We start from the raw sequence: 25,702 nt of genomic DNA, 5'->3' as shown, positions 1-25,702 counted from the left end.
ATGTACCCGAAGATCTCCCTCAGTATCCAGTTCGAGGCCGACGGCGAGAAGCGCCGCGTGGACGTGGACGCCTCCGGCGACGCCTGGCCGGCCCAGAACGTGCGCGAGCTCAACTTGGTGACGCGCCGCCGCGGTTCGTCGTGGCTCGTCGAGGTCACGCCGGAGCGAAGCGTCACGGTGCAGGGCATCCGCGCCGCGATGGCCTGCGACGTGCGGGGCGCCGACGCCATCTACCTCAACGGCTACGAGTCCTGGACCGACAGCTTCGAGCGCTCGCCGTGGGCGGCCATGCCGGGCCTCGCGCGCGTGCCGCGCCCCCTCGTAAAGAAGTACCAGCTCGATTGGAGCGGCGATTACCGCTTTACCCGCGAGGACCCGCTGCCGGGCCATCAGCACGGCTTCGGCTACGGCTACCTGCGCTATGGCAGCCAAGTGCTGCTATTCGGGTCGCTCAACGAGGACGACGGCTTCACGACCATTCGCGAGGACGCCGCGCGCGGACGTGTCACATTCGAGAAAGAGCCGCCGGCGTGCCCGCTTGAGGCGGGCAACACCCGCGAGCTCATGGGGCTTTGGGTCGACGCGGGCGCGCTCGAGGACATGGTTGGCGCATGGCTTGCCGCGGCGGGCACCCAGGCCCTGCCCGCGAACAAGGTCATCGGCTATACGAGCTGGTATAGGCACTACAACAACATCGACTGGGGATTGCTGCAGGGCGACCTCGATGCGCTCGCGGCCGTGGTCGGGCAGGTTCCCCACGAGGGCGCCGACGTGCTCTTCCAGGTGGACGACGGCTACGCGAAGGTGGGGGACTGGATGCGCCCCGACACCAAGACGTTCCCGCAGGGCATGGCGCCTCTTGCCGACGCGGCGCACGAGAAGGGGATGCTCGCGGGGCTTTGGATGGCGCCCTTTATCTGCGAGAAGGAGTCGGCGCTCGCAGAGGAGCACCCCGATTGGATCCTCGGCGCGCCCGGCGCCGAGGGCGCGACCTTCAACTGGTCGGGGGCGCTCGTGCTCGATCTGCTTAAGCCCGAGGTGCGCGAATACGTGGCGGAGTGCCTGCGCACGGCTACTTCCGAGTGGGGCTTTGACCTGCTTAAACTCGATTTCCTCTTTGCCGCCTGCATGGTGGCGCGGGCAGGCCGGAACCGCGGCGAGCTCATGGCCGACGCCATCGCGCTCATCCGCGAGTCCGTGGCGCCGGGCACGCGCCTTTTGCTCTGCGGCGTACCGCTGACGAGCGCCTTCGGCAAGTGCGAGTACTGCCGCGTGGGTTGCGACGTGGGCCTCGACTGGGACGACAAGCCGCACATGCGCCTGCTTCACCGCGAGCGCGTGAGCACCAAGATGAGCCTAGCCGACGCCCGCGGCCGCGCACACTTGGACGGCCGCGCCTTCGGCTGCGACCCGGACGTCTTTTTCCTGCGGGACGACGTCGAGCTTACCGACGCGCAGCGCGCCCAAATGCTCGGCACCGACGTCAAGAGCGGGCATGTGCTCCTCACCTCGGACGACATGGGCGCCTGGGACGCCGCCCAGCTCGCCCAGTACCACGCTTTGGTAAAGGAATTCCTCCGCTCGTAAATCCCCTAAAAGTGGACAAAGGGATAGCCCCTTTGTCCACTCCGTTCGTAGCCGCTTTGCGCTGGCCATGGGGCAGCTGAGCGCCTAAAGCGCCTCAACTCGGGGTGTTTCCCGGTCGTCGACCACGAAAGACCCGTCATTTATCTCAGCGAGATGGTCGTTGAGCCTTGCCAGCAGCTCCAGCATGCGGGGCTTGTTCGTCTGCTCGCGCTCCTCGTCGAACCAACACGCCTGGTCGTGCGGAGGCGAACATCTCGCCCGTGGTGAGCATCTCCAAAGTTCGAGCGGAGAAAGGGAGCCATTCTGCGCTCCGGGCGTTCATTTATGGATTGGAGCCGATCCGTTGTTCGGCTCAACAATCTCGAAATCTTCCGGTGGATACAGGTGGTCTTCCTCGCTGTCGTCTATGATTCGGTACCAATCCTTCTCGATGGACAATACGTCCTAGATCTTGTTGTGCGTAAGCTCCAAGAAGGATGTCTCGCCTCTGTACCTTACTTTCATCAAGGTTGCCACTTTACCCGCTCAAATAAAGAAGGGCCGCAGCTTTGCGGCTGCCGGCCCCTCGGGTGTTACAGGTGAAGTACGCGGTCGCGAATCTCCTCGGTGCGGCCCTGGTTCCAGAACTGCGTGCCGATGTATCCGCAGGTGCGCCGCGCGACGTTGAGCTTGGACTGGTCGCGGTTGCCGCAGTGCGGGCACTCCCAAACGAGCTTGCCGTCGTCCTCGACGATTTGGATCTCGCCGTCGAAGCCGCAGACCTGGCAATAATCGCTCTTTGTGTTGAGCTCGGCGTACATGATGTTCTCGTAGATGTAGCGCAGCACCGAGATCACAGCCTCGAGGTTGTCCTGCATGTTGGGCACCTCGATGTAAGAGATGGCGCCGCCCGGCGAGAGGCGCTGGAACTCGCTCTCGAACTTAAGCTTGGTGAAGGCGTCGATCTTCTCGGTAACGTGCACGTGGTAGCTGTTGGTGATGTAGCCCTTGTCGGTGATGCCCGGCACCACGCCGAAGCGCTTCTGCAGGCACTTGGCGAACTTGTAGGTGGTGGACTCCAGCGGCGTGCCGTACAGCGAGTAGTCGATGTTCTCGGCGTCCTTCCATTCGGCGCACTTGTCGTTCATCTTCTGCATGACGGCAAGGGCGAACGGCGTGGCCTCGCGGTCGGTGTGGCTGTGGCCGGTCATGGCCTTGACGCACTCGTAGAGACCCGCGTAGCCGAGGCTGATCGTGGAGTAGCCGCCGTAGAGCAAAGGATCGATCGGGGTGTCCTTGGGCAGGCGGGCCAGCGCGCCGTATTGCCACAGGATCGGCGCGGCGTCGGAGAGCGTGCCGAGTAGGCGATCGTGGCGGGCGCGCAGGGCCTTGTGGCAGAGCTCGAGGCGCTCCTCGAAGATCTCCCAGAACTTGTTCATGTCGCGGCCGGCCGAGAGCGCCACGTCGGGCAGGTTGATGGTGACGACGCCCTGGTTGAAGCGGCCGTAATACTTGGGGCGGCCCGGCTCGTAGTTCTTGGCGCGTGCCACGTTGCCGTAGCCGTTGCCCGAGCGGTCCGGGGTAAGGAAGCTGCGGCAGCCCATGCAGGTGTAGACGTCGCCGTTGCCGGTCGTCTCGCCGAGCGAGAGCTTGTACTCGCGCATCTTCTTCTCGGAGATGTAGTCGGGGACCATGCGCTTGGCCGTGCACTTTGCGGCGAGCTTGGTGAGGTAGAAGTACTCGCCGGACTCGTCGACGTTGTCCTCCTCGAGCACGTAGATGAGCTTGGGGAAGGCGGGCGTGATCCACACGCCGGCCTCGTTCTTGACGCCTTGGTGGCGCTGGCGCAGCATCTCCTCGATGCAGAGGGCGAGGTCGGCCTTCTCCTGGGCGTTGCGCGCCTCGTTGAGGTACATGAACACGGTGATGAACGGTGCCTGGCCGTTGGTGGTCATGAGGGTGACGACTTGGTACTGGATGGTCTGGACGCCGCGGGCGACCTCCTCGCGCAGGCGCTTCTCCACGATGGTGTCGATGGCCTCCTCACCGGGGTGCGCGTCGATGGCCTCCATCTCGGCAAAGACCTGGCGGCGGATTTTCTTGCGGGAGACGTCCACGAAGGGCGCGAGGTGCGTCAGCGAGATGGACTGGCCGCCGTACTGGCAAGAGGCGACCTGGGCGATGATCTGCGTGGCGATGTTGCAGGCGGTGGAGAAGGAGTGCGGGCGTTCGATGAGGGTGCCCGAGATCACGGTGCCGTTCTGCAACATGTCGTCGAGGTTGATGAGGTCGCAGTTGTGCATGTGCTGCGCGAAGTAGTCGGCGTCGTGGAAGTGGATGACGCCCTCCTGGTGCGCCTGCACCACGTCGGCAGGAAGAAGCTCGCGCATGGCCAGGTCCTTGGAGACCTCGCCGGCCATGTAGTCGCGCTGCACGGAGACGACGGTGGGGTTCTTGTTGGAGTTCTCCTGCTTGACTTCCTCGTTGTTGCACTCGATGAGCGACAAGATCTTGTCGTCGGTGGTGTTCTTCTGGCGCTTCTGGGCCTGCACGTAGCGATAAATGATGTAGTGGCGTGCCACCTCGAAGTGGTCGAGGGCCATGAGCTGGTCCTCGACGAGGTCCTGGACCTCCTCGACCGTGACGGTGTGGCCGGAGTTCATGCACTCGTCGGCCACGTTAAGCGCCGCGAACTTGATGCTGCGCTCGCTCAGGCGGTCCTCCTCGGAGACCTCGAGGTTGGCGGCTGCGATGGCGTTCTCGATCTTCTGTACATCGAAAACTACCTCTGATCCGTTGCGCTTGATGATCTTCACGGGTGCCTCTTTTCGAAAAAATTGGCGCGTCTGCTGGCGCGCCGCGTTATACGCTCGTTTTTCTCGAGAACAACTATGGCACAACCTATTGTGTTTAGGGTGTTTAGATGGCCCAAGATATTGTGAAAATGGGGGCTTGACATTGGTAAGACGCTGGAGGCGCGGCGAGTTCGTGCAGGCAGATATGGCGCGATGGGTCAAAAACGGTCCTAACTTTTTTGGCGGATTCGAACAAGCGATGGAGAGCAGGTGAACCGAGTGTTGAGGTGCCGCCGACGAGCGGCCTTGCGCCCCCAAGTCTGTCCCCAAACCGCTGCGGAAAGGGGACTGTCCCCAAACCGCTGCGGAAAGGGGACTGTCCCCAAACGGCAGGCGCGGGGGCGTCGCGCCGCGGGTGTACAGTTAGAGGGCTGATGGCACGAACCCACGATGATTGGAGCGGCATGGAACTTTCGAAGCGTCTCGACCTCTTTGGTGCCGAGGTGTTCGCCGCGTTGAACGAGAAGCGCCGCGCCCTGGAGGCCGCCGGCCGCACCGTCTACGACCTCTCGGTCGGCACGCCCGATTTCAAGCCGATGCCGCACCTCATGGAGGCACTGGCCGTCTCGGCCGCGAACACCGACAACTGGAAGTACTCGCTGCACGACAAAGACGAGCTGCTCGACGCCGTGGGCGCTTATTACCGGGACCGCTACGGCGTGGCGGGCATCGGGCGCGACCAGATCATGAGCTGCCGCGGCACCCAGGAGGGGATGCTGTGGGCCCTCGAGGCGCTCGTCGACCCCGGCGAGACGGTGCTCGTTCCCGACCCCTGCTACCCCGTCTTCCAGAACGCGACGCTGCTCGCGGGTGCTAAGTGCGCCTATTATCCGCTCACGGCCGAGCACGACTTCCTCCCGTACGTCGAGGGCATCGACCCTGAGGTGGCCGACGCCGCGAAGGCCATGATCGTCTCGCTGCCGGCGAACCCCGTGGGCTCCGTGGGCACACCCGAGGTCTACGCGCGGATCATTGAGTTCGCGCGCGCCCACGACCTCGTGGTCATCCACGACAACGCCTATTCCGATATCGTCTTCGACGGCCCCGCCGGCGGCAGCTTCCTCGGCTACCCTGGCGCCGCCGAGGTGGGCGTCGAGTTCCTGTCGCTCTCCAAGAGCTTCAACGTGACGGGCATGCGCCTCAGCTTCCTCGTCGGCCGCGCGGACATCGTGGCCGCCGCAAAGAAGCTCCGCGGCCAGGTCGACTTCGGCATGTTCTACCCCGAGCAGGACGTGGCCATCGCCGCGCTCACCGGCCCGCGCGAGGAGGTCGAGCGCCAGCGCATGCAGTACCAGGAACGCCGCGACGCCCTCTGCGACGGCCTCGAGGAGCTCGGCTGGGAGCGCCCGAACGCCCACGGCTCCATGTTCGTGTGGGCGCGCCTGCCGCACGGCCGCATGGACTCGATGGACTTCGCCCTCGAGCTCATGGAGAAGGCGGGCGTCATCGTCACGCCGGGCGCGAGCTTCGGCCCTTCGGGCGAGGGCTTCTGCCGCATGGCGCTCGTGCTGTGCCCCGAGAAGATCCGCGAGGCCGTGGCCGCCATCGCCGCGGCCGGAATGTAAGGGAGAGGATATGCCCATGACCTGCAAAGACATGACTCGTCGCGAGTTTCTTGCCGGCGCCGCGGGCGCGGCCGCTCTCGTGCTCGGCGGCTGCGGCTCGTCAGCTTCCGGCGACTCCGCGGCGAGCGATTCGGCGGCTTCCGGCTCCTCGGCGTCCACCGGCGCCGTGAGCGAGGTCTCCTCCGACGACCCCTACGCCACCGGCACCCACCACGCGACCATCGAGGTCGAGAACTATGGCGCCATCGAGGTCGCGCTCAACGCCAACGTGGCGCCTATCACCGTGGCCAACTTCTGCAAGCTCGCGGGCGAGAGCTTCTACGACGGCCTCACCTTCCACCGCATCATTAAGGACTTCATGATCCAGGGCGGCGACCCCAAGGGCGACGGCACGGGCGGCTCCGACCAGACCATCAAGGGCGAGTTCTCGCAAAACGGCGTGACGAACCCCATCAGTCACGTGCGCGGCACCATCAGCATGGCCCGCTCGAACGCCTACGACTCCGCGAGCTCGCAGTTCTTCATCATGCACAAGACCACGACGTCGCTCGACGGCCAGTACGCGGCCTTCGGCAACGTGACCTCGGGCATGGAGGTCGTCGACGCCATAGCCGAGAACACCCCGGTGCAGGATTCCAACGGCACCGTGGCCGCCGCCGACCAGCCCAAGATCACCAAGATCAGAGTCGTCGACTAGCGCGCCCCGACGCGCGCGGTTGCTCTCAAGAAGGCGCCCGCCGAAGGCCTCGACGGCTTTTCGGCGGGCGCCCCGCTTTAACGTATTAGTTTGACACTTTGAAAAACTGGTAAACCTACTAATACGGACACTTATGTGCAATACCTAATCGCCGAACGGTGCCACATGCCTGTTTATGTGCTATAATACGAATCGGCGAAAGGAGCGCGCATGTATGAAATCGGCGAGTATGTCGTTCATCCGGGGCAAGGTGTCTGCAGGGTGGAGGATGTGAGCGCCGGTCCTGACGCTACCTACAAGCTGCTCCCGATGGGGCAGCGCCACGCCATCCACATCAGTTATCCCGTGGCCAGCGAGTCCCGCCTGCGCCCGGTGCTCTCGGCCGACGAGGCGCGCCAGATCATCGAGGGTTACCCGCAGATCGAGCTCGACGACTTTACCGAGCGCAACAACTCGCTCGAGGAGCAGCACTTCAAGCAAGAGATCCGCAACGGCACCTGCTACGACGCCGTCCGTGTGGTCAAGACCTTTAAGTGGCGCATCGCGCAGATCCAGGGCCGCAACAAGAAGGCGCCCGTGGCCTACGAGCGCATCCTCAAGCAGGCTCGCGATCGCTCGACGCAGGAGCTCTGCTGCGCGCTCGGCTGCTCCGCCGAGGACGTCGAGGCGCTTTTTGCCGCTGCCGAGGGCGCGGACCTCTCCGAGAACTAAACCTCGGCCGCGTCGGCGGCCGCATTGCTTCTGAGCAAAAAAACGCGCAGGTGGTCGGCGGTGAGCGAGCGTCGACCCACTACTGCCGTATACATGACGTTTACGTGTCCGCGCGTTACGTTTTGGCTCCATTTGCGCAGTTAAGACACCTGTCGGGCATCTCTCCTATAGAATCAAAGCCCAACTAACGCCTTCTATCGAGGAGAACACATGCCGACTTCCGATGCCGCCTCCAGCAACCGCGCCATCATCACCGTCCTGGGCAGCGACCGCCCGGGCATCGTCGCCTCCGTTACCGGTGCCCTTGCCGAGCGCGAGGCCAACATCCTCGACATCTCCCAGACCATTCTCCAGGGCATCTTTACCATGACGATGCTCGTCGAGCTCGGCGAGGGCGCCGAGTTCGCGGAGCTCAAGGCCAAGCTCGACGAGCTTGCCGAGTCCCTCGGCGTGCAGATCAACCTGCAGCGCGAGGAGGTCTTCCGCTTCATGTACCGCCTCTAGGTCAGCCCCGGCATAGCGGTGACGCGGCGGCCCAGTTGCCGCCGCTTTGCGCTACGTCATTTTCGCAAGGAGGTTCAGCGCCTATGGCACTTGTCCCCAATAAGAAGGGTGGGACCCGCCCCATCCTCTCGGCCCTCGAGACCTCGGCCATGACCCACGTAGCCGACGCCTACCCCATGCCCTCCGTCGCGCTCGGCCGCCCGTCCGTGTCCGATCGCCTGTACATGGGCTACGAGGACATCGACGTTGTTCCCCCTGAGCTCTATACCAAGCTCGACGTTAAGCGCGGCTTGCGCAACGCGGACGGTTCAGGCGTGCTGGTGGGCTTGACCACCATCTCGAACGTGCACGGCTACAACAAGACACCCGAGGGCGTGGTGCCCGACGAGGGCGACCTGATCTATCGCGGCTACCACATCGCGGAGCTTATCGACAACGCGCAGGCCGAGGACCGCTTCGGCTACGAGGAGTGCGCCTACCTGCTCATGACGGGCTCGCTGCCCACGCAGCCGCAGCTCGACGACTTCCGTGCGCGCATCGACTCGCGCCGTCAGCTCCCCGAGGGCTTCCTGCATATCTTCCCGCGCACCACGTACAGCCAGAACATCATGAACGTCCTGCAGCGCGCGACCCTGCTGCTCTACTCCTTCGACCCGACGCCGGACGACACGTCGGCCACCCACGAGATCGACGTCGCGCTCTCGCTGCTCGGCCGCTGGCCGCGCACGGCCGCGGTGGCCCACGAGGCGGCCGTCGCCTCCGCCACGGGCACGAAGCTGCGCGTCCCGCCCGCGCGCGAGGGTTTCTCGATGGCCGAGACGCTGCTCGACGTGCTGCGCGGCGACCAGGGCTTCACGCACGATGAGGCCATGCTGCTCGACGTCATGCTCATGCTGCACGCGGAGCACGGCGGCGGCAACAACTCCACCTTTACGACGCGCGTGCTGTCCTCGTCGGGCACCGATGCCTACTCCGCCTACGCGGCGGCCATCGGCTCGCTGAAGGGGCCCAAGCACGGCGGCGCGAACGCCAAGGTCACGGCCATGGTCGAGGACGCGGCCGAGGGGATCTCCGATTGGTCGAGCGAGGACCAGGTGGCCGACTACCTCACGCACATCGTCAACGGGCAGGCTTTCGACGGCAGCGGCCTCATTTACGGCCTGGGCCATGCGGTCTACACGCTCTCCGACCCGCGTGCCGTCATTATCAAGAAGTACGCGCGCAAGCTCGCCGAGGCCAAGGGCCGCACCGACAAGTTGCAGCTGCTCGAGAACATCGAGAAGCTCGGGCCCGAGGTCATGCGCGACGTCAAGGGCACAAAGAAGCCCCTGTGCGCGAACATCGACCTGTACACCGGCTTCGTGTACTCCATGCTGGGTATTCCTGCCGATATGTACACGGCCCTCTTTGCCATGGCGCGTCTTGCCGGCTGGTGCGCGCACCGCATGGAGGAGCTCTACGGCGCAGGGCGCATCATCCGTCCCGCGTACAACTCGGTCCTGAACGACGTGACCTACGTCCCGATGAAGGACCGCCGCTAACCTCCGAGTCCCGCGGCCACGCCCACCAACATCGGGTGACAGGTTCGTTGTGCAGCACGAAATGACAGGTTCGCCTGCGCATGGTGACAGGTTCGTTGTGCAGCACGACGAACCTGTCATTTTGTGCAGGCGCGGGGAACCTGTCGCCCGGTGCGGGTGCGAGTTGTTGAGCTTTTGCGAATAAGTTAGCCAAGGTTGCCGTGGCAACCCCGTGCGCGAGTTTGTCTTAGCAAACTTATAGAGAAGACGATTCGCGTGTTCAGGAAGCTGGCAAGAGCATGGAGCTCAAGGACGAGGAAATCATCAAGGTGCTCGCGGGGTCACCGGTGTTCCGGGGCGTGCCGCAAGACCACATCAAGGACGTGATTGTCGAGCTGGGGTGTTCTACCTGCAGTTTTGCAGGCCAGGACTTCGTTGCCCACGCTGGAGACGCCCTGCGCAAATACCCGGTGCTCATCGCCGGCTTGGTCGAGGCGCGCCTGCCCAAGGCCGATGGGGGATACACCATCGTCGGGCGTTTCGGCCCGGGTGAATCGTTTGCCGAGGCCGTTCCCACCACGCTGCGCGTCTCTCCCGTGGACATCTTCTGCGTGGAGGAATCCTTCGTCGCCTACATCCCGGCGGCGCGGCTCGAGGCAAGCGATAACAACGACTGCCTGCGCGTGCGCGCGAACATCATGTCTGAGATGTCCAAGAAAATCTCCGAGCTTTCCTACAAGCTCACGTTATTTGCCGAGCCGCGTCTGCGCAACCGGCTGCTCATGTACCTGCAGTCGCAGGACGAGCAGGGCAACGGAGAAATCACATTGCAGTACAACCGCAAGGAACTCGCCAGTTACCTGGGCGTTAATGATAAAGCGCTCTCGCGCGAGCTTCGGCGCATGCAAGATGAGGGCGTGATCGAAGTAAGCGGCAAGCACGTCCGCATCAACTCAAATAAGCAAGAGACCTGATGTTAAATCGAGAGGATTCGCCATGATCGACCCGACCAAGACCATGCACCAGATCGCGACCGAGGACCCCAAGTTCGCGGAGTTCCTCGTCTCCAAGGGCTTCCCGTTCTCGGTGAACAACCCGATCACCAAGCTCGTCACGTTCAACGACGTCGCCAAGCTGAAGAAGCTGGACCGCGACGCCTTCCTGACCGAGTACGAGGCCTGGTCCGCCGCCTGCAAATAGGGGACAGTCCCCAAACCGCTGCACTTTGGGGACAGTCCCCTTTTTGCAGGTATGTGAGAGGAACACATCGTGAGATACACCGTTGGCATCGACGCGGGCGCGAGCTCGGTGAAGGTGGTGGCCGTCGCCGACGCAGGCGAGAAGGACGCGGCCCCCGACCTCTTGTGGAGCCGCCGCGCCCCGCATCACGGAAACGCCGCCGCGCAGGCGCGCGAGCTTCTTGCCGCCATGGCCGCTGACCTCGGCATCGTTGGCTGCGAGGGCGTCTGCGTCACAGGCTCTGCCGCCGAGTCCTTGATCGAGGTCTCGCCTGACCTGCCCGCGTTGGAGGACGTGCCAGCCATCGCCAGCGGAGCGGCGGCGCTCTCCCCGCACGCCCGCTCAGTCATCGCCATCGGCGGGCAAAACGCCTGCTACATCCATGGGATCGGCGCGGGCGAGGTGCCGCAGTTCTCCATGAACGAGAGCTGCGCCTCGGGCACGGGCTCCTTCTTTGAGGACCAGATGACGCGCCTCGGCCTCTCCATCGAGGACTACTCCGACCTGGTCAGCGGCGCCAAGGAGGTGCCGCGCATCTCCGGCCGCTGCTCGGTCTTTGCAAAGACGGACATCATCCACCGACAGCAGGAGGGCGCGCCGGTGCGCGACATCCTGCTGGGCCTGTGCTTCGCCATGGTCAAGAGTTTCAAGGCTCTCATCGTGCGCGGGCTTCCCGTGGAGGCGCCGGTGGTGCTCGCGGGCGGCGTGTCGCTCAACGCCGGCGTGGTCCGGGCGGTCCGCGAGGTCTTTGGCCTTGCCGAGGGCGACCTTATCTGCGACGAGCAGGCCCTCTTTGCGCAGGCAACCGGCGCGGCGCTCCATGCCCGGGGCGCCGAGAAGGCCGCGGACCTGGAGGGGCTTCTCGCCGCGCTCGCCGACGCGGGCACCGACGCCGCCCGGGCATCCGCCGCGGACGCCTTGCCGCGTCTGGCGCCCCTTCCCAACGGCGGCTACGTAGTCACCGAGGGCTTTCTTGCCACCCCGCGCGAGCTCTGGGAGCCCGCAGCCGACGGCCGCGTCCACGCCACCTTGGGCATCGACGTGGGCTCCACCTCCACGAACCTCGTGCTTCTGGACCGCCGGGGCCGCCTTCTGGACGCCCAGTATCTGCGCACCGCTGGCGACGCCCGCAACGCCGTCCGTGAGGGGCTGGCCTCCCTGGGCGAGCGCCTGGGCGACACCGTGGCCGTGGACGCTGTGGTCACCACCGGCTCCGGCCGCGGCCTCATGGCAAAGTTCGTGGGCGCAGACGCCGCTGTGGACGAGATCACATGCCAAGCCGCCGGCGCCGCGCACGCGGACCCGCAGGTAGATACCGTCTTTGAGATCGGCGGCCAGGACTCCAAGTACATCTCGCTCTCCGATGGCGCCGTCGTGGACTTCCAGATGAACAAGGTCTGCGCCGCGGGCACGGGCTCGTTCATTGAGGAGCAGGCCGCGCGCCTGGGCATCCCGATTGCCGACTACGGTGAGCTGGCGCTTTCGGCTGCCGCGCCCATCGACCTCGGCGAGCGCTGCACCGTCTTTGTGGAGACGGCCATCAACGCCGCGCTTGCCGCCGGCGCCTCCAAGGCCGACGTGGCAGCCGGCCTGGCCCTTTCCATCGTGCGCAACTACCTGCACCGCGTTGTGGGCGCAAAGCCCGTGGGCAGCCACATCGTGCTGCAGGGCGGCGTGGCCTACAACCCGGCCATCGTGGAGGCCTTCCGCGCCTTTTGGGGCGACGTCATTACCGTGAGCCCCTACTTTGCCGTCTCGGGCGCTGCGGGCGCGGCGCTCATGGCCGGCGAGAAGGCCACCGAACCCGGCTTTTCCGGCACGGCCTTCAAGGGCTTTGACCTGGCCGGCTCCGGTCGCACGGCGCCCGAGGTGGACCAGGCGCAGGTGGCCTTGAACCGCGCCTTCTACGCCCGCACCGAGGAGCTCTTCCTCAAGGGCTACGACGGCTCGCGCGACCCCGTAAAGAAGACCGTGGGCATCCCGCGCTGCCTCATGCTGCACCGCCTCTTCCCGCTGGCCAACCAGTTCTTCTCGCAGCTCGGCTACAACGTGGTCCTGAGCCCGGACACCAACGAAGAGATCGTGGCCCTCGCGCAGGAGCACGCGCGCGGCGAGACGTGCTACCCCGTTAAGCTCATCTACGGCCACATGGCGTGGCTCGCGCAGCAGCAGGTTGACTACGTCTTTATGCCGAGTGTCCACACCATCCGGCATGCGTCCTCCAACGTGGCGCACAACTACGCCTGCGTGTACATGCAGACGGCGCCTCGCCTGGTGGCAGACGACCTGGGCCTTGAGCAGCGCGGCATTGAGCTTCTGAACCCCATGCTGGACATGGACTTCGGCCAGGAGGCCATGGCAGGCGCCATGCTCGGGCTGGGCACACAGCTCGGCCACACGCCGCAAGAAACCGCCGTGGCCATGATGGCCGGCGGCTTTGCCGTAACGGAGTTCGGCCAAGAGATGGAGCGCCTGGGCGACGAGCTCCTCGACTCCCTTGCCCCCGACGAGCGCGTCCTTGTGCTCATCACTCGCAACTACGGCATCGCCGACAGCGCCCTCAACATGGGCATCCCGGACATCCTGCTCGACCACGGCCAGAAGGTCATCAGCCTCTCTCAGCTGCACGGCGGCCACGACATCGACGTCTCCGCCGACCATCCGGGCATCTGCTGGCCCTTCGGCCAGCACATCGTTACCGGCGCCAAGCTCGTGCGCCGCGACCCGCGCCTGTTTGCGGTCTACCTCACCAACCACGGCTGCGGGCCGGACACCATGATGGACAAGCTCTTTGCGGAGGAGATGGGCGAGAAGCCCTACTTGGCCATCGAGTGCGACGAGCACTTCAGCCGCGTGGGCGTGATCACGCGCGTGGAGGCGTTCCTGAACGCGCTCTCGCATCTCTCGGTCGAGGACGCGGTGCGCGTGAGCTCGCCTGAGGGCATGCCGGCCGCGTCGCCGGTCATCGGGCCGGACGGCCACGACTGCTCCGCGTGCTGCGGCTGCGGCGATGGGGCCGCGGCCGGATTCGAGCCCGCGCCCACTCCGGCCCCCGGCTCCATGGCGCTCTCGCTGATCCCCGAGGGGGGAGAGGTGCCCCAGGCAGGCGACGCCGCCCGCGTTGTGGTGCCCGCCGTGGGCGCCTATGGCGAGCTTATCGCCGCGGCCCTGCGCGCCCGCGGCCTCGACGCGCGGACGGCCCCGCTTGACGCCGCGGCCCTCGACGCCGGCCGCGTGGCCACCTCCACCAAGGAGTACTGCTCGTTCACCGCGCTTCTCGGCATGTCGCTGCTCGAGGCGCAAAAGGCCGCAAACGACGGAGTTGACCTGCATTTGGTTCTTCCCGCAACGCGCGGCGCCGAGGCGGACAACCAGTTTGAGCGCGCCATTCGCGCGATTCTGCGCGCCCGCGGCTTCGGAGCCGTGAAGATTTGGGCCCCACGCTTTGAGACGCTGCCGTGGGAGCTCGAGCGCCTCTATGGCGAGGGCGCCGCCGAGCGCTTCTTCGACCTTCTCGTCGAGGGCGACGTTGCGACGGCGACGGCCGACGCCACGAGCGCTCCTGTGGACGCTCGCCGTCTTGCCCTTGTGGGCGAGTGGCCGCTCGTCTATGGCGATGGACTCACGGGCGGCATCTGGCGCCTGGCCCGCGAGCGCGGCTGCCGCGTGGTGCGCATGCCGCTCTCCGAGTGGTTCTGGATGCTGTGGAACGACGAGCTGGTGGAGGACCGCACGTACGGCTCGCATGCGGCCGCCGTCGGCATGCCGTGGGAGAGCTCCGTGCACGCGCACGACCACGCCGACGCGCCCGACCCTAACGACATCCCGGCCGCCGAGCTCGACCGCCGTGCCGCGCTTCTCGACGCCCTCAAGGCCAAGATGGTCGTCGCAGGCAAGAAGATCGGCGCCGTGGTAGGCGCGGACGCCAATCCCTTCGCCGCGAATGCTGCCCAGCTCACGGCCGAGGCCGACCGCCTGCTGCCGCGCTTTGCGGGGGGCAACGCGCGCTACCGCATCGCCAAGCAAATCACGGAGTCGCGCCGCAGCGCGGGCGTGGTCACGGCCGCCTCGCTCTACGAGAACGCGGACACCATGATTCGCCTCAAGGAGGACTCGCCGGCCTTCGCGCCCGCGGCTCCTGTGCTGCACCTCAACTTCGACGGCGCCCTCGACGCGGGCATCGCCGAGAAACTATCATCGTTTCTGTACTACGTCTAAGTGGACAAAGGGACAGTCCCTTTGTCCACTCCCCAACAGAGAGGACCCATCATGGAGCTCATCAAGAACGTCGAGAAGGAAACCGTCTTTAACCTGGCCGCGGCCGTTCCCGCCGAGGCCGGCAAGGTCAACAGCCTCACGCTTTCCCAGATGCCGGGCGCCAAGGTGACGCTTTTTGCCATCGACGCTGACGAGGGCATGAGCAGCCACGCGGCCGGCGGCGACGCCATGGTGAACGTGCTCGAGGGCACGGGCGAGATCACCATCAACGGCGTGGCGCACGAGGTCCACGCCGGCGAGACCGTGGTCATTCCCGCGGGCGCACCGCACGCCGTGCGTGGCGTCACCGCCTTCAAGATGCTGCTCGTCGTCATTCTCCCTGCGTAGGAGGCGGGCGATGCCGTTTCGCAACCTGCCGACCGAGGCCGCGGCGCCCTTGGCCTCGCTTATCGACGCGCGCCCCGGCCAGGTCTCCAGCATGGCGCTCACGCGCCTAGGTGACCCTATCGGCGCCACGCTTCTGGCTTTCTCGGAGGGGGAGAGCGTCTCCGAGGAGCGCTACCCCGGCGACACCCTGTACTACCTGGTGGAGGGCGCGGCGCAGATTCGCTTTGCGGACCACAGCGTCGCGATGACCACAGGCGACGTCTTACGCGTCCCCGCCGACGTGGAGCACGCCGTGGAGCCCACCTGCGCCACCAAGCTGTTGCAGATCTGCTTCGTCTGAGTGCCTAAAGCTTGGGATATGCGACGTGTGCACTATGCCAACGTCGCATATCTTCAGGTTTAGCAGCGCCCACATCCCCTCGCGTGCGAAAACGGGGCCCGCCTGCAGGTCGTAGACGGGCCCCAAGTCGCATCGGTCAGGCCGCACGCGGATGTTGCCTTCTCGTTTGAGGCCCATCACACTGCTGCGCTATCTGCTCTCGGGCTTCCTTGCGCCATTTGCGGCCTTGAATTTGTCGTGGACCGATCCGGGCGCGTTGGCCATTCGATGCAATGGGGTAATTGGGCCGAGGCCGCTCTTCTCGCAATGCCGGTGCGCGTATGAGAGGAGGCGGGTCAGATGCGTCTTCTCTCGCACAAGAAAGCCCTGATCGCGGCCGCGGTTCTCGCCGTGGCGGTGGTCCTCCTCGTGACGGTGCAAAACCTGCCGGCTCTGATGTTTGGCTGCGAGGACCTCGGGGACCTCACCTCGGCGACCGCCCTTGACCAGGGTGGCGTCGCGGCCAGGACGCTCTCCGCCTTCGAGCTGGAGGAGTTCCAGTCCCTGGTCGGAAACCTCGCTCCTCGCGGCCCCCGGATGTCCTCGCGCACGGGCTCCGACTACGCCGGATACCGCTCGGAGATGTTCGAGCTGTGCCTCTCCTCGGGCAAGAACGTCACCTTGGGCGTGGGCAACGACTTCGTCGAGCTTTCAGACCATGGCTATTGGCGCGTCGACTCCGACGCTGCCTACGCGCCTTCCCAGTTCTACTTCGAGCAGCTCAAGTCGTAGCGCTGCCCAACCCACTGACCGGTAACGTGTCGCGGTACCGCCAATCCGGCGAGAGCGGTACCGCGACTCCGGCCTGATCGGAACCGGCCTTACTCGCCCCTTGGCCTGTTCTCCGCGAGCCGCTTGCGCATATTGGGCCCGTCGATGTCCAGGTAGCGGCAGGCCGAAGCCACCCTCCCGAGGATGGAGTCGGCGATGGGCTCGCCCTCGATGCGCGGGTACCATTCGTTGAGCTCGAGCTGGCTGGCTATGAGCGTCGCCCTCCTGCCCTCCCGCGCCTCCCTGATTCCGCGGTGGAGCGGGCCTTGCTTTGCATAGGGCGTCGGCGCCGTGCTGTGTCGCGCGGGTAAGAGCGCTTCGGCAGCTGGGGGCGTTGAGGTTCTGCGTGCAATTGGGCGGGTTCTCACCGGATAAGGTTCTGCCGGGCAATCCGAGCCTTGTCGCACGATGACGTCTCACGAAAAGCGCGGTCGTTTTATGGCCGACCTTGGGAGCGGAGCGAGCGCCTGATGACGAAGTGCGGCTAGAAGTCCCCAAGCGCTGATTTCGCACCCAAACGAGGGATGGCCACCTAAAAATTTCATGTGAGCACAGAAAGCCCCGATTTCGCTATGAAACCAGAGTTCGATGTAACTTTTGAGGTGCCAAAACTTACATCAGTCACTTTCGATCGCCTTATCTATCTCTTCGAGAGGAACGGGAGCCGATGCCTTGATTTCCGCCATGTCGAGATGCGAGATCAAGTTCTTGGCGCGTTCGCCTGAGTGGTATGCCTTGTTCGGCGCCGCTTTCCTATAGAGCTTCTTGAGCTTCGTTTTCCCCTTGTTGCCTGGCGGAACCTGCGTCTCGGGTGGCAGCTTTAGGAAGGCAAGGACACCAGGCAGGTCGCACAATATCACATCCTCGATATCGGCTCCTGCCGCCATGTCGACTACCTTTCGTGCTGATGGAGCAATGCTCTTGCGCAGCATTGCCCAGTCTCCCTCGTGGAACTTCGTGATATCGCTGTTGTACTCATCGGTGTCGTAACAAAGGAAGACCGTCCAGGCAATCCCCGGGTTTTCTTTGACGCACGCCCTGTCGAACCAAGTGGCCGAGTTCGTCATCTGCGTGACAGAGTTCACACTCGCCATCATGACGACTATATCGCCGCTCACCGACATTACGGTGTAGCGGTCCTCTTGCGTGTCGAGATTCTTCTTGAGGACGAAGCCCCTGCTCGCGCACAGTTGCGAGAGATATTCGAGGTAGAAAACCTTTTCTGTCGCTCCCTCCATTATGAACGCCAGGCCGCGGCACGTTTCGTTTCCGTTCACGTCAGTCCTCAAGGAGGTCACGGAGCACCCGGGCACCGTCCCCGTCGCCCGACATCAGGGAGAAGAGGTACTCCCCGAGGCCGAACCCGTGGTTGTACGCGGTGGCGACGGCTCCCTTGACTTTTGATGGACGCATCCTCCTGAAGGACGCGACACCGTCTTCGTTTGGAGCGCCGATATAGACCTTTTCCGGCTTGAGGTACTGAATGAGGTAGGGAGAGTGGCTTGTGAGTAGCAGCGAGGTGTCTGCCACGCTCTCGTTCAGAATTTCGAGGAGGTCTTGCGTCATGCGGGGGTGGATGCTCGTCTCGACCTCCTCGATGCCGATGCCGCCCGCGCCCTTGGCTCCGGCAATCATCACGTTGGCGATAAGCCAGATGATGCGCTTCGTGCCGGTGGACATGTACGAGACGTCGACCGGCTGGTTGACGTGCGAGCTCTTAATCATCAAACGGTAGAGCTCGTCCTTTATCCTAAAAGGTATGCTCGTGTCTGCGTCGGCCGCGCCGAGCATCTTAACAAGCCTGCTGTGCTCCTCGGGGTTGATGGCATAGGAGACGGCCGAGATGTCCTCAAACTCAGGGAATAGCGTGTACACGGCGGCCTGAAACTCTTCGTACCTTTCTGGGTTGGCTTTGCTCAGATGAAATAGTGAGCGCGACAGGTCCTCATCGTCGAACATAACGAACGAGTCGTCAGGGTGCTGCACCTTGAGTTCCAGCGGCGCCGAGCGGAAGCGGCTGTCGGTGTCTAGCGAGTCACATATGTCGAAGGATGCCGTTAGGATGGACCTGATGGCCCCGTTAATGTCGATGTCCTCTATCGCGGTGAGCACATCGATTGCAAGTTTTGTGCCGTCGAGACTTATCGAGCGGAACGAACGCGTGTCGTGGCTTTTCTTGTATTTCCCCTCGGCGCGCTTGAGGTAGTTTGTCCAGGGGCCGCGCTCCCGCGAGCTGATCTCTATGGTTTCGCCGGTTATCCTGCAGCCCTCGCCGTCGTCGCGCAGCCAGGCAAACGAGAATCCATAGCGTACAAAGCGGTACTCGCCGAGAGTCGGGTCGTCGAGCGTGATGGAGAAGCGGAAGTCGTCGTTGGCAAGCCTGGGATTGAGCGGCATGCAGCCTAATGCTCGCATCATCGACTCGCGCTGGCGGCTGCTCGACCTCATGAACTCGAAGCCGAAATCGATGGCTTGTAGAAGGTTTGATTTGCCGTAGTTGTTTGGCGAGACGATGGCGCTTATTCCGCCGAGCTCGATAGCGGTCTGCGCAACGTTGCGGAAGCCCGAGACCGTAACACTCAACAGTTTCATAGTCGCACTCCTTTCAGATGTAAGAAAGTATTGCACTGAAATGGCTTGACTACAATATCTAGTAAGTAGTAGATTCCGCAGTGCAAAATTAATTACCACCAAGCCTTCAAAGCTAACCAAGCTAAGCTTCAGGAAGCTACAAGGCTGAACGATGAGGCCATGGCAACGCTGCCGAGGACCATTTTCCCTATGTCTTCGTGAGGCTTGTTCAGGAGGGACGGTATGGTTGTTATTGTTGACACAAATTTAGCGCGGAACGAGAATTCCTATGAATGGCTCTTGGGGTATCGAGATAAGCTTGAGGGGATTTCCAGCTTGGCGAATCTTCTGATTCCTGAGGTCGTAATTGACGAGATCGTTGCTCAAAAGCACTTGGCATTTGAGAAAGAGGTTGCCCAGCTTAAGCGCAGCGGCGTTCTTAAGCTAACCGACTTCTTGGCATCGAAGCTCGATGCTCTTTCTTTTGACGCTGTTGAGGCCGAGATTAGGAATGACAAGTCGATTGATTACGACGTTCTTCCTCTCCCGCCTGCCGATTATGTTTTCCCGTGGCTATATAAGCGGGCGATTTCTCATAGCGCGCCATTTGAGGAGAAGAGTGACAAGGGCTTCAAAGACGCGTGCATCGTCGCGTCGATTGAGTACTACCTCGAGCAGCGTCAGGGCGACGAGGACGTTTTGTTGTGTACTGATGACAAGCGGATGGCCTCGTATTTCAATGGTAGCGAGATTGTTCGCGTAGAGGATGACCTTGACAAAGCCAAAGCCATTCTGTCGCCAACTCAGGCGCCGAAACCCGTCCTATTGGGGGCGCCGCCGGTTCCCGACCTTGGGGGACAAGCGTCGGTCGTTGACTCGGCGGCAATCGACTCGTTGGTCTGCGAACTTAAGAACTCCCCTTCTTTCCAGGTGTCACATAGGATCGTGGGGAAGCTCTCCGAGAAATCACAGGCGATCAATGAACGGCAGGAGCTTGAGATTCTGAGCGCTGCAATGCTTAACAAACAGGTCTTTTGGATTTTGAGAGACGATGATGTATGCGACTTCATCAAGCCCATATTCCTGAGGCGAAAAGATGACCTGACTGATAATGACTACAGGCGTTTTATCGATTGCTTCGACCTTCTGGACGAGAGGGAGGACGAACGCGGAGAGCCTTTCTTTACCGAAAGGGAGAGACATGATTTCCGCGCGTTAGTTGACGCAGTTGAAGGTCATGTGCGTACAAAGACCTTTGACGCGGCCATCGAGAACGACCCTCAAGCGCTATTGGCCAAGCTCAACGGGCTGATAGATTCCCATCGCCTAGACGATTCGCTTTCAAGCGTTAAGCCGCTGGCGGGAATTCTCATCGACGGCTACGTTGACGTTAAGCCGGGGCCTATTCCTATGAGCGTGGTGACCGGTTTCAGGGATATGCTTGCCGAAGCGAGCCCCCGGAAGCGCGAGGCGATCGCGCTGAACCTTACGGCGCATATGAGGGACATCGAGATCGAGGACGAAATTCCCTTCTAGCGTGGCGTGGATTTAGCTTGAGCGATTTGGTCGGGGCGAGTCCGGCCTATTCTGTAATGTGGGGCGGTCCGGCGGGTTTTGCAACGCGACTGGGGGCGCCGCGGCGGGCTGTAGCGTTGAGGCCTCGCGTCCAGTGGGGCCAATCTATCTATCGGTAGTTGATTTTGCGCAAATCGTGCAAAATCAACTACACTAATGGTGCCATTAGGGTAGAGGAGGACGCATGCTGCTTGAATTTGCCATCAGTAACTACAAGTCCTTCGTTGACGAGGCGGTGCTGTCCATGGTGCCGGCCCCGAAGCAGAAAGGGCTCAGTTATAGCATCCATACCGAGAAAATCGGTGGCAAGAACGTTAAGGGGCTTAGCTGCGCCGTGATTTACGGCCCCAATGCATCGGGCAAGACGACGCTCATTGGCGCTATGGATACGCTCAAGGCGGTCGTTTCCCGTGGCAACATTTGCGATGCGCCGCCTGCGGCCAATAAGAACCGCGCATCAAGTCAGCTGTCGCTCATTCCCAACTCCTCCTCATCGCGGCCGGGCCCCGTTCGATTCAGAATCAAGTTCGTTGAGGGTGGCAGCGTGTACGAGTACCTGCTTGAAGCAGACCTCGGCTCTTTTGCGGACGACGACTACGATAGGGAGGTCCTCGAGGAGTCCCTCTCGGTGAACGGTGCCCCGGTCTTCTGCCGAAAGCCGGATTCGATTGAGCTGAATATTCAGCCAATAAAAGACAGGCTTGCTGCGGGGCTAGAGGGGAAGGTTGACGCCGTCGTCGACTTGGCGGTCAACCTGTCCCCGACCGACCTGTTCCTCACGGGCGTGTTTAAGACGTTTGTTAGCCCCCCTGTTGCGAGCGAGGTCCTGTCCTGGTTCGACAGAAAGCTGCTCACCGTTTACCACGCCGACAGGGTCCGCGTGTTGTATCGGCCGGCAAAAATGGCAACAAGCACTCCTTACATAGAGGGTGCCGTGAACGAGGCCGCGCAAGCGTTTGGCATCAGCTCTAATGCCGTTGGCTACATGATTCCCGAGGGCGAATCCGAGCCAAGGCTCTTCTCGCTGTTCGAGGGGGATGGCGTAAGGGGCCGCGTGCTGCCGGCCGAGGACTACGAGTCTTACGGAACTCTCAGGTTCGTCGACATTTTCCCGCTGGTTGCCCGGGCCATCGTAACCGGCGCGACCTTGGTCGTCGACGAGTTCGACGCCTCCATTCATCCCATGGCGCTCATGAGCATTCTGAGCGTATTTCATAACGACGAAATCAACACGAAGGGGGCGCAGCTCATCTTTGACACCCACAACCCGGTGTTCCTAAACGGCAATGTGCTGCGGCGCGATGAAATCAAGTTTGTCGAGCGCGACCTCGGGACCGGCAACAGCCAGCACTACTCCCTTTCCGATTTTGGCACTTCGGGACCTGGCGGCGTGCGTCAGGGCAAGGACTATATGAAGGGGTACTTCCTCGATAGGTACGGTGCCATTAGCGACATCGATTTCACGCCGATATTCGAGCGCATCGTCGAGGGCAGGGGGGATGCGCACAATGGCAAGTAGGAAGATGAACGCTCGTTATTACTTTACGGTGGAAGGCGAGACGGAGAAGTGGTATCTGGAGTGGCTGCGCGACGCGATTAATGCGGACCCGCGAGCCAAGGTTAAGGTGGTGTGCAGTCCAAAAGTTCAGAAGAACCCGCTGAAGTGGGCAAAGGCAAACACAAACCTCGACAAGAACGCAAAGGTCTTTCACGTATTCGATTTCGAGGACGAGGAGCCCGTGCACACCAAGGCGTTCAGGGACACGCTGGAGAGCATGAAAAAGGCGGGGCAGCTGGGGCGAGGCTTCAAGTACGTCAATGCATACAGTAATTTGACCTTTGAACTTTGGATGGTGTTACATAAGGCAACTTGTCCCCCACTCATGCAAAGAAAGCAATACCTAGGGCGCATCAACGATCTCTACGGCGAGCATTTTGAGGGCCTGCATGAGTACAAAACTGAGTCGAATTTCAAGAGAGTGCTCGGCAAGCTCACCGTTGACGACGTGATGGCGGCAGTCGAGCGTGCAGAGACGCTGGCAAGACGGGCAAAGGAATCTTGTTTTCGCAGGGAGAGCCACTGCGGCTACCAATACTATCTCGACAATCCCGTAACCGAGCTTTGGGTCCCAGTTAAACAGATGCTCACCGAAAGCGGGCTGCTCGATTCCTGAAGTGCGGTGGGAGCCGTGGCCGTCACTGGGATAACCCAATACATCGAGCGGTGCCGTCAAAAACCTTTCGCACAAGTGTTAATTTGAAATACAGCACATGCTGGAAGCATATTGCCTCAGAATAACGAAACCGAGAAATTCAGACGGGGATTCCTGGGACCGAGGGATGAGCAGGGTTTGAATAGGGAGAACGAGAAGATAGACGTAAGGGGCGCGGCTAGCTCTGCGCCCGCTCAGGATGCTCCGATTCGCGTTGCTCAGGTCATGGGCAAGATGCTCGGTGGCGGTGTCGAGACTGTCGTTATGAACTACTATCGCCACATCGACCGCAGTAAAGTGCAGTTCGACTTCTTGGTCGACGCAGACTCGACGCTTGTCCCGCGTGAGGAAATCGAAGACATGGGGGGGGGAGATCTTTGAGATTCCTCCCTACCAGCACGTATTTGCATATCAACGAGAACTACGGCGACTTTTTGAGCGGGAAAGCTGGAGAATAGTCCATAGCCACATAAACGCGTTATCCGCGTTCTCCCTACGCGCCGCCAAGAAGGCCGACGTTCCTGTGCGCATCGCCCACAGCCATTCGACGGCTGGCAAGGGCGAGCCGATTAAGAACGCCATAAAGGCTATTCTCAGGATGCAGGCCAACCGATATCCGACGCACCGCGCCGCTTGTACCGAGCATGCCGCTAAGTGGTTGTTTGGCAAGGGGGCCGATTACAGACTCGTTCGAAACTCCATCGAACTTGGGCGGTACTCATTCAACGCCAGCGAGCGTGAAAAGTGCCGCGGAGAGCTCGGGCTTTCTGACTCCACCTTTGCGGTGGGTCATGTCGGTCGATTGACTACGCAGAAGAACCAATCCTTTCTTGTCGATGCCTTTGCGGAGCTGCTGAAGGTCCGCCCCGATAGCGTACTTTTGCTCGTGGGCGACGGCGCTGATCGGAAGAAGACCGCGTCCCGCGCGAGAGAGCTGGGAATTGCCGATAAGGTGAGACTGCTTGGGCAGAGGGATGATGCCTGGAGACTTTACCAGGCATTCGACGTATTCGCCTTGCCGAGCATCTACGAGGGGCTCGGCATGGTTGCCGTCGAGGCACAGGCCGCGTCCCTTCCCTGTGTGTGCTCCACGGAGGTTCCCGACGATGTTGATCTCACCACGGGGTGTAGTCACATTGAACTTGCCGAGGGCCCCGGTCGCTGGGCTACCGCCCTTCTGGAAGCTTCGACAGCCCCTTCTCGTGGGCTCAGCTCCTCGGATGCCTCCGGACTCAAGGCCTATGACATCGAGGCATCGGCTGTTGAACTCGGCGATTGGTACATAAAGCTTTACGAGGGCGCGGTGAAACAATGACTACAAAGGTGGCTATCGCTTCTTGCCACGATAAGTACAACTATGGAAGCCTTTTGCAGGCCTATGCGACTGAGAAGGCCATAGAGCGACTGGGCTGCGATGTTATCACCATTGACAAGCGTGGCCTGGGTAAGGTGATTGGCGCAGGCAGGCGGAAGTACTATAAGGAGAACCTGTTTAATCTGAGCATGTACAAGGCGAAGCTTGGGTTCGTTAAGCATCGCGTGAAGCATCTTACCGACCGCGACTTTGGCGAGAAGATGGCGGAGAGGAATAATGCGTTCGCCTCGTTCGCCGAGCGGGAGTTCTCCTTGTCCCCCCGTTTCTCCACCTTTGAGGAGCTTGGCGAGTACTGTGCCGATTTCAACTCTGTCGTCGTTGGCAGCGACCAGCTCTGGTTGCCCGTTAATATTGCAGGCGACTATTTCACCCTCTCCTTTGTCCCCGAGGGGGTCAGAAAGGTGGCCTATGCCACCAGCTTTGGCGTGTCAACCCTGAACGACGTCTATCTTGCGAGAGCTGCAGAGTTCCTGGCCACGTTCTCGGCTATCTCAGTGAGAGAGATCACCGGCGCATCCCTAGTAAAGCGCGCGGGACGCGATGCAGATGTCGTCTGCGACCCAACTATGCTCCTTTGCAAAGATGAGTGGGGTGCGTTGACGCGGGGTAGCTGTGCCGTTCCCCCTGAGCCTTATGTGTTCTGCTATTTTCTGGGTAAGAATGCCTGGAACCGTGATTGTGCCAAAAGGCTTGCCAAGCTGACCGGTTGCAAGGTTCTTGCAATTAGCCATCTTGACGAGTACGTGGGCTATGACGATGACTTTGCTGATGTCCAGCCCTACGATATCGATCCGTTCCAGTGGGTCGAGCTGCTTGCTAATGCTCGCTACGTTTGCACTGACTCGTTCCACGCCAGCGTGTTCTCGTGCCTATTTGAGAAGCAGTTCTTTACATTCAGGAGGCATGAGGGCATGGGCACTCAGTCTACCAACTCGCGCCTGGACACCCTGCTGGGCAAGATGGGGCTCTTGGGACGTCTCTGCGAATCCGAGGCGGATTTCGACCAGATTGCAGAAGACAAGATCGATTTTATTAACACGCGTAAGCTGCTTTCGGATTACCGTGCGGAATCGCTCGATTGGCTCCGGCGCGCCCTGGAGGCTGATGCGAGTTGAGGCACGTCAGCCTAGATAGGAAGATCGATTGCTGCGGCTGCTCCGCCTGCTCGAACGTCTGCCCAATTGACGCTATAAAGATGACGTCTGATAAGGAAGGCTGCGAGTACCCCCGCGTTGACGAGTCCGTCTGCATCGACTGCGGTAAATGCGTTAAAGCATGTCCTATCGCTTCTCGCAAGGACGAGGTGGCCATTGAGCAAGAGGCCTTCCTAGTCCAGCATAAAGACACTGATGTTCTGCGCGAGAGTACCTCCGGCGGAGCCTTCACGGCGATCGCACAACAAGTGATTTCTGCTGGTGGAGTCGTCTATGGCCACGGCTATGAGCCGGATGCGGGAGACGGTGAGGTGCGCTGCTTCGGAGTTGAAGAGGTCTCTGACTTATCGTTATTCAGGAACAGCAAGTATGTGCAGAGTAAGGTCGGCCTTGCATTTAGGG

21 protein-coding genes and 2 pseudogenes are annotated in these 25,702 nt (G+C 62.0%); 20 read left to right on the top strand and 3 right to left on the bottom strand.

Annotation, left to right across the window (positions count from 1 at the left end):
* Window positions 1-1,587, top strand: a complete 1,587-nt coding sequence (locus U5709_RS05620; RefSeq protein WP_321972972.1) for a glycoside hydrolase family 36 protein — start codon at window positions 1-3, stop codon at window positions 1,585-1,587.
* 572 nt (window positions 1,588-2,159) lie between these two features.
* Here the strand turns inward: U5709_RS05620 and nrdD are convergent.
* Window positions 2,160-4,382: an anaerobic ribonucleoside-triphosphate reductase gene (gene nrdD, locus U5709_RS05615; RefSeq protein WP_321971054.1), complete on the bottom strand. Its 2,223-nt coding sequence runs from the start codon at window positions 4,380-4,382 to the stop codon at window positions 2,160-2,162.
* Between the two features lie 443 nt (window positions 4,383-4,825).
* Between nrdD and U5709_RS05610 the strand changes: the two genes are divergently transcribed.
* The 11 genes from U5709_RS05610 (at window position 4,826) to U5709_RS05560 (ending at window position 16,373) form a co-directional block, all read left to right on the top strand.
* Window positions 4,826-5,986 (top strand): pyridoxal phosphate-dependent aminotransferase, encoded by a 1,161-nt coding sequence (locus U5709_RS05610; RefSeq protein ID WP_321971055.1) that lies wholly within the window; start codon window positions 4,826-4,828, stop codon window positions 5,984-5,986.
* A gap of 16 nt (window positions 5,987-6,002) precedes the next feature.
* Window positions 6,003-6,683, top strand: coding sequence for a peptidylprolyl isomerase (locus U5709_RS05605; protein WP_321971056.1), 681 nt, complete (start codon window positions 6,003-6,005; stop codon window positions 6,681-6,683).
* Window positions 6,684-6,893: 210 nt separating this feature from the next.
* Window positions 6,894-7,394: a CarD family transcriptional regulator gene (locus U5709_RS05600; protein WP_321971057.1), complete on the top strand. Its 501-nt coding sequence runs from the start codon at window positions 6,894-6,896 to the stop codon at window positions 7,392-7,394.
* 210 nt (window positions 7,395-7,604) lie between these two features.
* Window positions 7,605-7,898 (top strand): ACT domain-containing protein, encoded by a 294-nt coding sequence (locus U5709_RS05595; protein ID WP_321971058.1) that lies wholly within the window; start codon window positions 7,605-7,607, stop codon window positions 7,896-7,898.
* A gap of 83 nt (window positions 7,899-7,981) precedes the next feature.
* Entirely contained in the window at window positions 7,982-9,439 is a 1,458-nt protein-coding gene (locus tag U5709_RS05590; protein WP_321971059.1) for a citrate synthase, read from the top strand.
* Between the two features lie 278 nt (window positions 9,440-9,717).
* Window positions 9,718-10,392, top strand: coding sequence for a Crp/Fnr family transcriptional regulator (locus U5709_RS05585; protein WP_321972971.1), 675 nt, complete (start codon window positions 9,718-9,720; stop codon window positions 10,390-10,392).
* Window positions 10,393-10,414: 22 nt separating this feature from the next.
* A complete protein-coding gene (locus tag U5709_RS05580) occupies window positions 10,415-10,618 on the top strand; it encodes a hypothetical protein (protein ID WP_321971061.1) in 204 nt (67 codons plus the stop codon).
* 69 nt (window positions 10,619-10,687) lie between these two features.
* Window positions 10,688-14,875 carry an acyl-CoA dehydratase activase gene (locus tag U5709_RS05575; RefSeq protein ID WP_321972970.1) on the top strand — a complete coding sequence of 1,396 codons (4,188 nt, stop codon included), beginning with the start codon at window positions 10,688-10,690 and terminating at the stop codon, window positions 14,873-14,875.
* A 51-nt stretch (window positions 14,876-14,926) separates the two neighbouring features.
* On the top strand, window positions 14,927-15,262 hold the full coding sequence (locus tag U5709_RS05570) for a cupin domain-containing protein (RefSeq protein ID WP_321971063.1): 336 nt from the start codon (window positions 14,927-14,929) through the stop codon (window positions 15,260-15,262).
* Between the two features lie 10 nt (window positions 15,263-15,272).
* Complete coding sequence (locus U5709_RS05565) at window positions 15,273-15,602, top strand: cupin domain-containing protein (RefSeq protein WP_321971064.1); 330 nt, start codon at window positions 15,273-15,275, stop codon at window positions 15,600-15,602.
* A gap of 339 nt (window positions 15,603-15,941) precedes the next feature.
* A complete protein-coding gene (locus U5709_RS05560) occupies window positions 15,942-16,373 on the top strand; it encodes a hypothetical protein (protein WP_321971065.1) in 432 nt (143 codons plus the stop codon).
* A gap of 656 nt (window positions 16,374-17,029) precedes the next feature.
* Here the strand turns inward: U5709_RS05560 and U5709_RS05555 are convergent.
* Together U5709_RS05555 and U5709_RS05550 are read right to left on the bottom strand one after the other, a co-directional pair.
* A complete protein-coding gene (locus U5709_RS05555; RefSeq protein WP_321972969.1) occupies window positions 17,030-17,689 on the bottom strand; it encodes a hypothetical protein in 660 nt (219 codons plus the stop codon).
* Between the two features lies 1 nt (window position 17,690).
* Window positions 17,691-19,004, bottom strand: a complete 1,314-nt coding sequence (locus U5709_RS05550) for an AAA family ATPase (RefSeq protein WP_321971067.1) — start codon at window positions 19,002-19,004, stop codon at window positions 17,691-17,693.
* Window positions 19,005-19,226: 222 nt separating this feature from the next.
* On the opposite strand from U5709_RS05550, the gene U5709_RS05545 reads away from it, so the two are divergent.
* From U5709_RS05545 to U5709_RS05515, 8 genes and pseudogenes are all read left to right on the top strand, one after another.
* Window positions 19,227-20,519 carry a PIN domain-containing protein gene (locus tag U5709_RS05545; RefSeq protein WP_321971068.1) on the top strand — a complete coding sequence of 431 codons (1,293 nt, stop codon included), beginning with the start codon at window positions 19,227-19,229 and terminating at the stop codon, window positions 20,517-20,519.
* 223 nt (window positions 20,520-20,742) lie between these two features.
* Complete coding sequence (locus U5709_RS05540) at window positions 20,743-22,077, top strand: ATP-binding protein (RefSeq protein ID WP_321972968.1); 1,335 nt, start codon at window positions 20,743-20,745, stop codon at window positions 22,075-22,077.
* The gene (locus tag U5709_RS05535; protein WP_321971070.1) at window positions 22,067-22,732 is read left to right on the top strand and encodes an RloB family protein; all 666 of its coding nucleotides are present in this window, start codon (window positions 22,067-22,069) and stop codon (window positions 22,730-22,732) included. The genes U5709_RS05540 and U5709_RS05535 overlap by 11 nt, the downstream gene beginning before the upstream one ends.
* A 111-nt stretch (window positions 22,733-22,843) precedes the next feature.
* Window positions 22,844-23,152, top strand: a complete 309-nt coding sequence (locus U5709_RS05530) for a hypothetical protein (protein WP_415913453.1) — start codon at window positions 22,844-22,846, stop codon at window positions 23,150-23,152.
* Complete coding sequence (locus U5709_RS05525) at window positions 23,115-24,086, top strand: glycosyltransferase (RefSeq protein ID WP_415913452.1); 972 nt, start codon at window positions 23,115-23,117, stop codon at window positions 24,084-24,086. The genes U5709_RS05530 and U5709_RS05525 overlap by 38 nt, the downstream gene beginning before the upstream one ends.
* A gap of 8 nt (window positions 24,087-24,094) precedes the next feature.
* Window positions 24,095-25,261, top strand: coding sequence for a polysaccharide pyruvyl transferase family protein (locus U5709_RS05520; RefSeq protein ID WP_321972965.1), 1,167 nt, complete (start codon window positions 24,095-24,097; stop codon window positions 25,259-25,261).
* Window positions 25,258-25,428, top strand: a pseudogene (locus U5709_RS10670) (4Fe-4S dicluster domain-containing protein); the annotation flags it as partial. The gene U5709_RS05520 and the pseudogene U5709_RS10670, both read left to right, overlap by 4 nt.
* Window positions 25,429-25,449: 21 nt before the next feature.
* Window positions 25,450-25,702: pseudogene (locus U5709_RS05515) on the top strand (coenzyme F420 hydrogenase/dehydrogenase beta subunit N-terminal domain-containing protein); the annotation flags it as partial.

Origin of the sequence: Paratractidigestivibacter sp. (assembly GCF_963660155.1) — a bacterium.
GTDB lineage: Bacteria > Actinomycetota > Coriobacteriia > Coriobacteriales > Atopobiaceae > Paratractidigestivibacter.
The sequence above is the reverse complement of the archived record's forward strand: the minus strand, read 5'-3'. Positions and strand labels throughout refer to the sequence as shown.

What these genes read in the sequence shown, in the direction of transcription:
- U5709_RS05620 (WP_321972972.1), top strand. Translation starts at nt 1, where the DNA reads ATGTACCCGAAGATCTCCCTCAGTATCCAGTTCGAGGCCGACGGCGAG.
- U5709_RS05560 (WP_321971065.1), top strand. Translation starts at nt 15,942, where the DNA reads ATGCGTCTTCTCTCGCACAAGAAAGCCCTGATCGCGGCCGCGGTTCTC.
- U5709_RS05580 (WP_321971061.1), top strand. Translation starts at nt 10,415, where the DNA reads ATGATCGACCCGACCAAGACCATGCACCAGATCGCGACCGAGGACCCC.
- U5709_RS05570 (WP_321971063.1), top strand. Translation starts at nt 14,927, where the DNA reads ATGGAGCTCATCAAGAACGTCGAGAAGGAAACCGTCTTTAACCTGGCC.
- U5709_RS05590 (WP_321971059.1), top strand. Translation starts at nt 7,982, where the DNA reads ATGGCACTTGTCCCCAATAAGAAGGGTGGGACCCGCCCCATCCTCTCG.
- U5709_RS05550 (WP_321971067.1), bottom strand. Translation starts at nt 19,004, where the DNA reads ATGAAACTGTTGAGTGTTACGGTCTCGGGCTTCCGCAACGTTGCGCAG.
- U5709_RS05585 (WP_321972971.1), top strand. Translation starts at nt 9,718, where the DNA reads ATGGAGCTCAAGGACGAGGAAATCATCAAGGTGCTCGCGGGGTCACCG.
- U5709_RS05600 (WP_321971057.1), top strand. Translation starts at nt 6,894, where the DNA reads ATGTATGAAATCGGCGAGTATGTCGTTCATCCGGGGCAAGGTGTCTGC.
- U5709_RS05540 (WP_321972968.1), top strand. Translation starts at nt 20,743, where the DNA reads ATGCTGCTTGAATTTGCCATCAGTAACTACAAGTCCTTCGTTGACGAG.
- U5709_RS05545 (WP_321971068.1), top strand. Translation starts at nt 19,227, where the DNA reads ATGGTTGTTATTGTTGACACAAATTTAGCGCGGAACGAGAATTCCTAT.
- U5709_RS05595 (WP_321971058.1), top strand. Translation starts at nt 7,605, where the DNA reads ATGCCGACTTCCGATGCCGCCTCCAGCAACCGCGCCATCATCACCGTC.
- U5709_RS05610 (WP_321971055.1), top strand. Translation starts at nt 4,826, where the DNA reads ATGGAACTTTCGAAGCGTCTCGACCTCTTTGGTGCCGAGGTGTTCGCC.
- U5709_RS05535 (WP_321971070.1), top strand. Translation starts at nt 22,067, where the DNA reads ATGGCAAGTAGGAAGATGAACGCTCGTTATTACTTTACGGTGGAAGGC.
- U5709_RS05565 (WP_321971064.1), top strand. Translation starts at nt 15,273, where the DNA reads ATGCCGTTTCGCAACCTGCCGACCGAGGCCGCGGCGCCCTTGGCCTCG.
- U5709_RS05605 (WP_321971056.1), top strand. Translation starts at nt 6,003, where the DNA reads ATGACCTGCAAAGACATGACTCGTCGCGAGTTTCTTGCCGGCGCCGCG.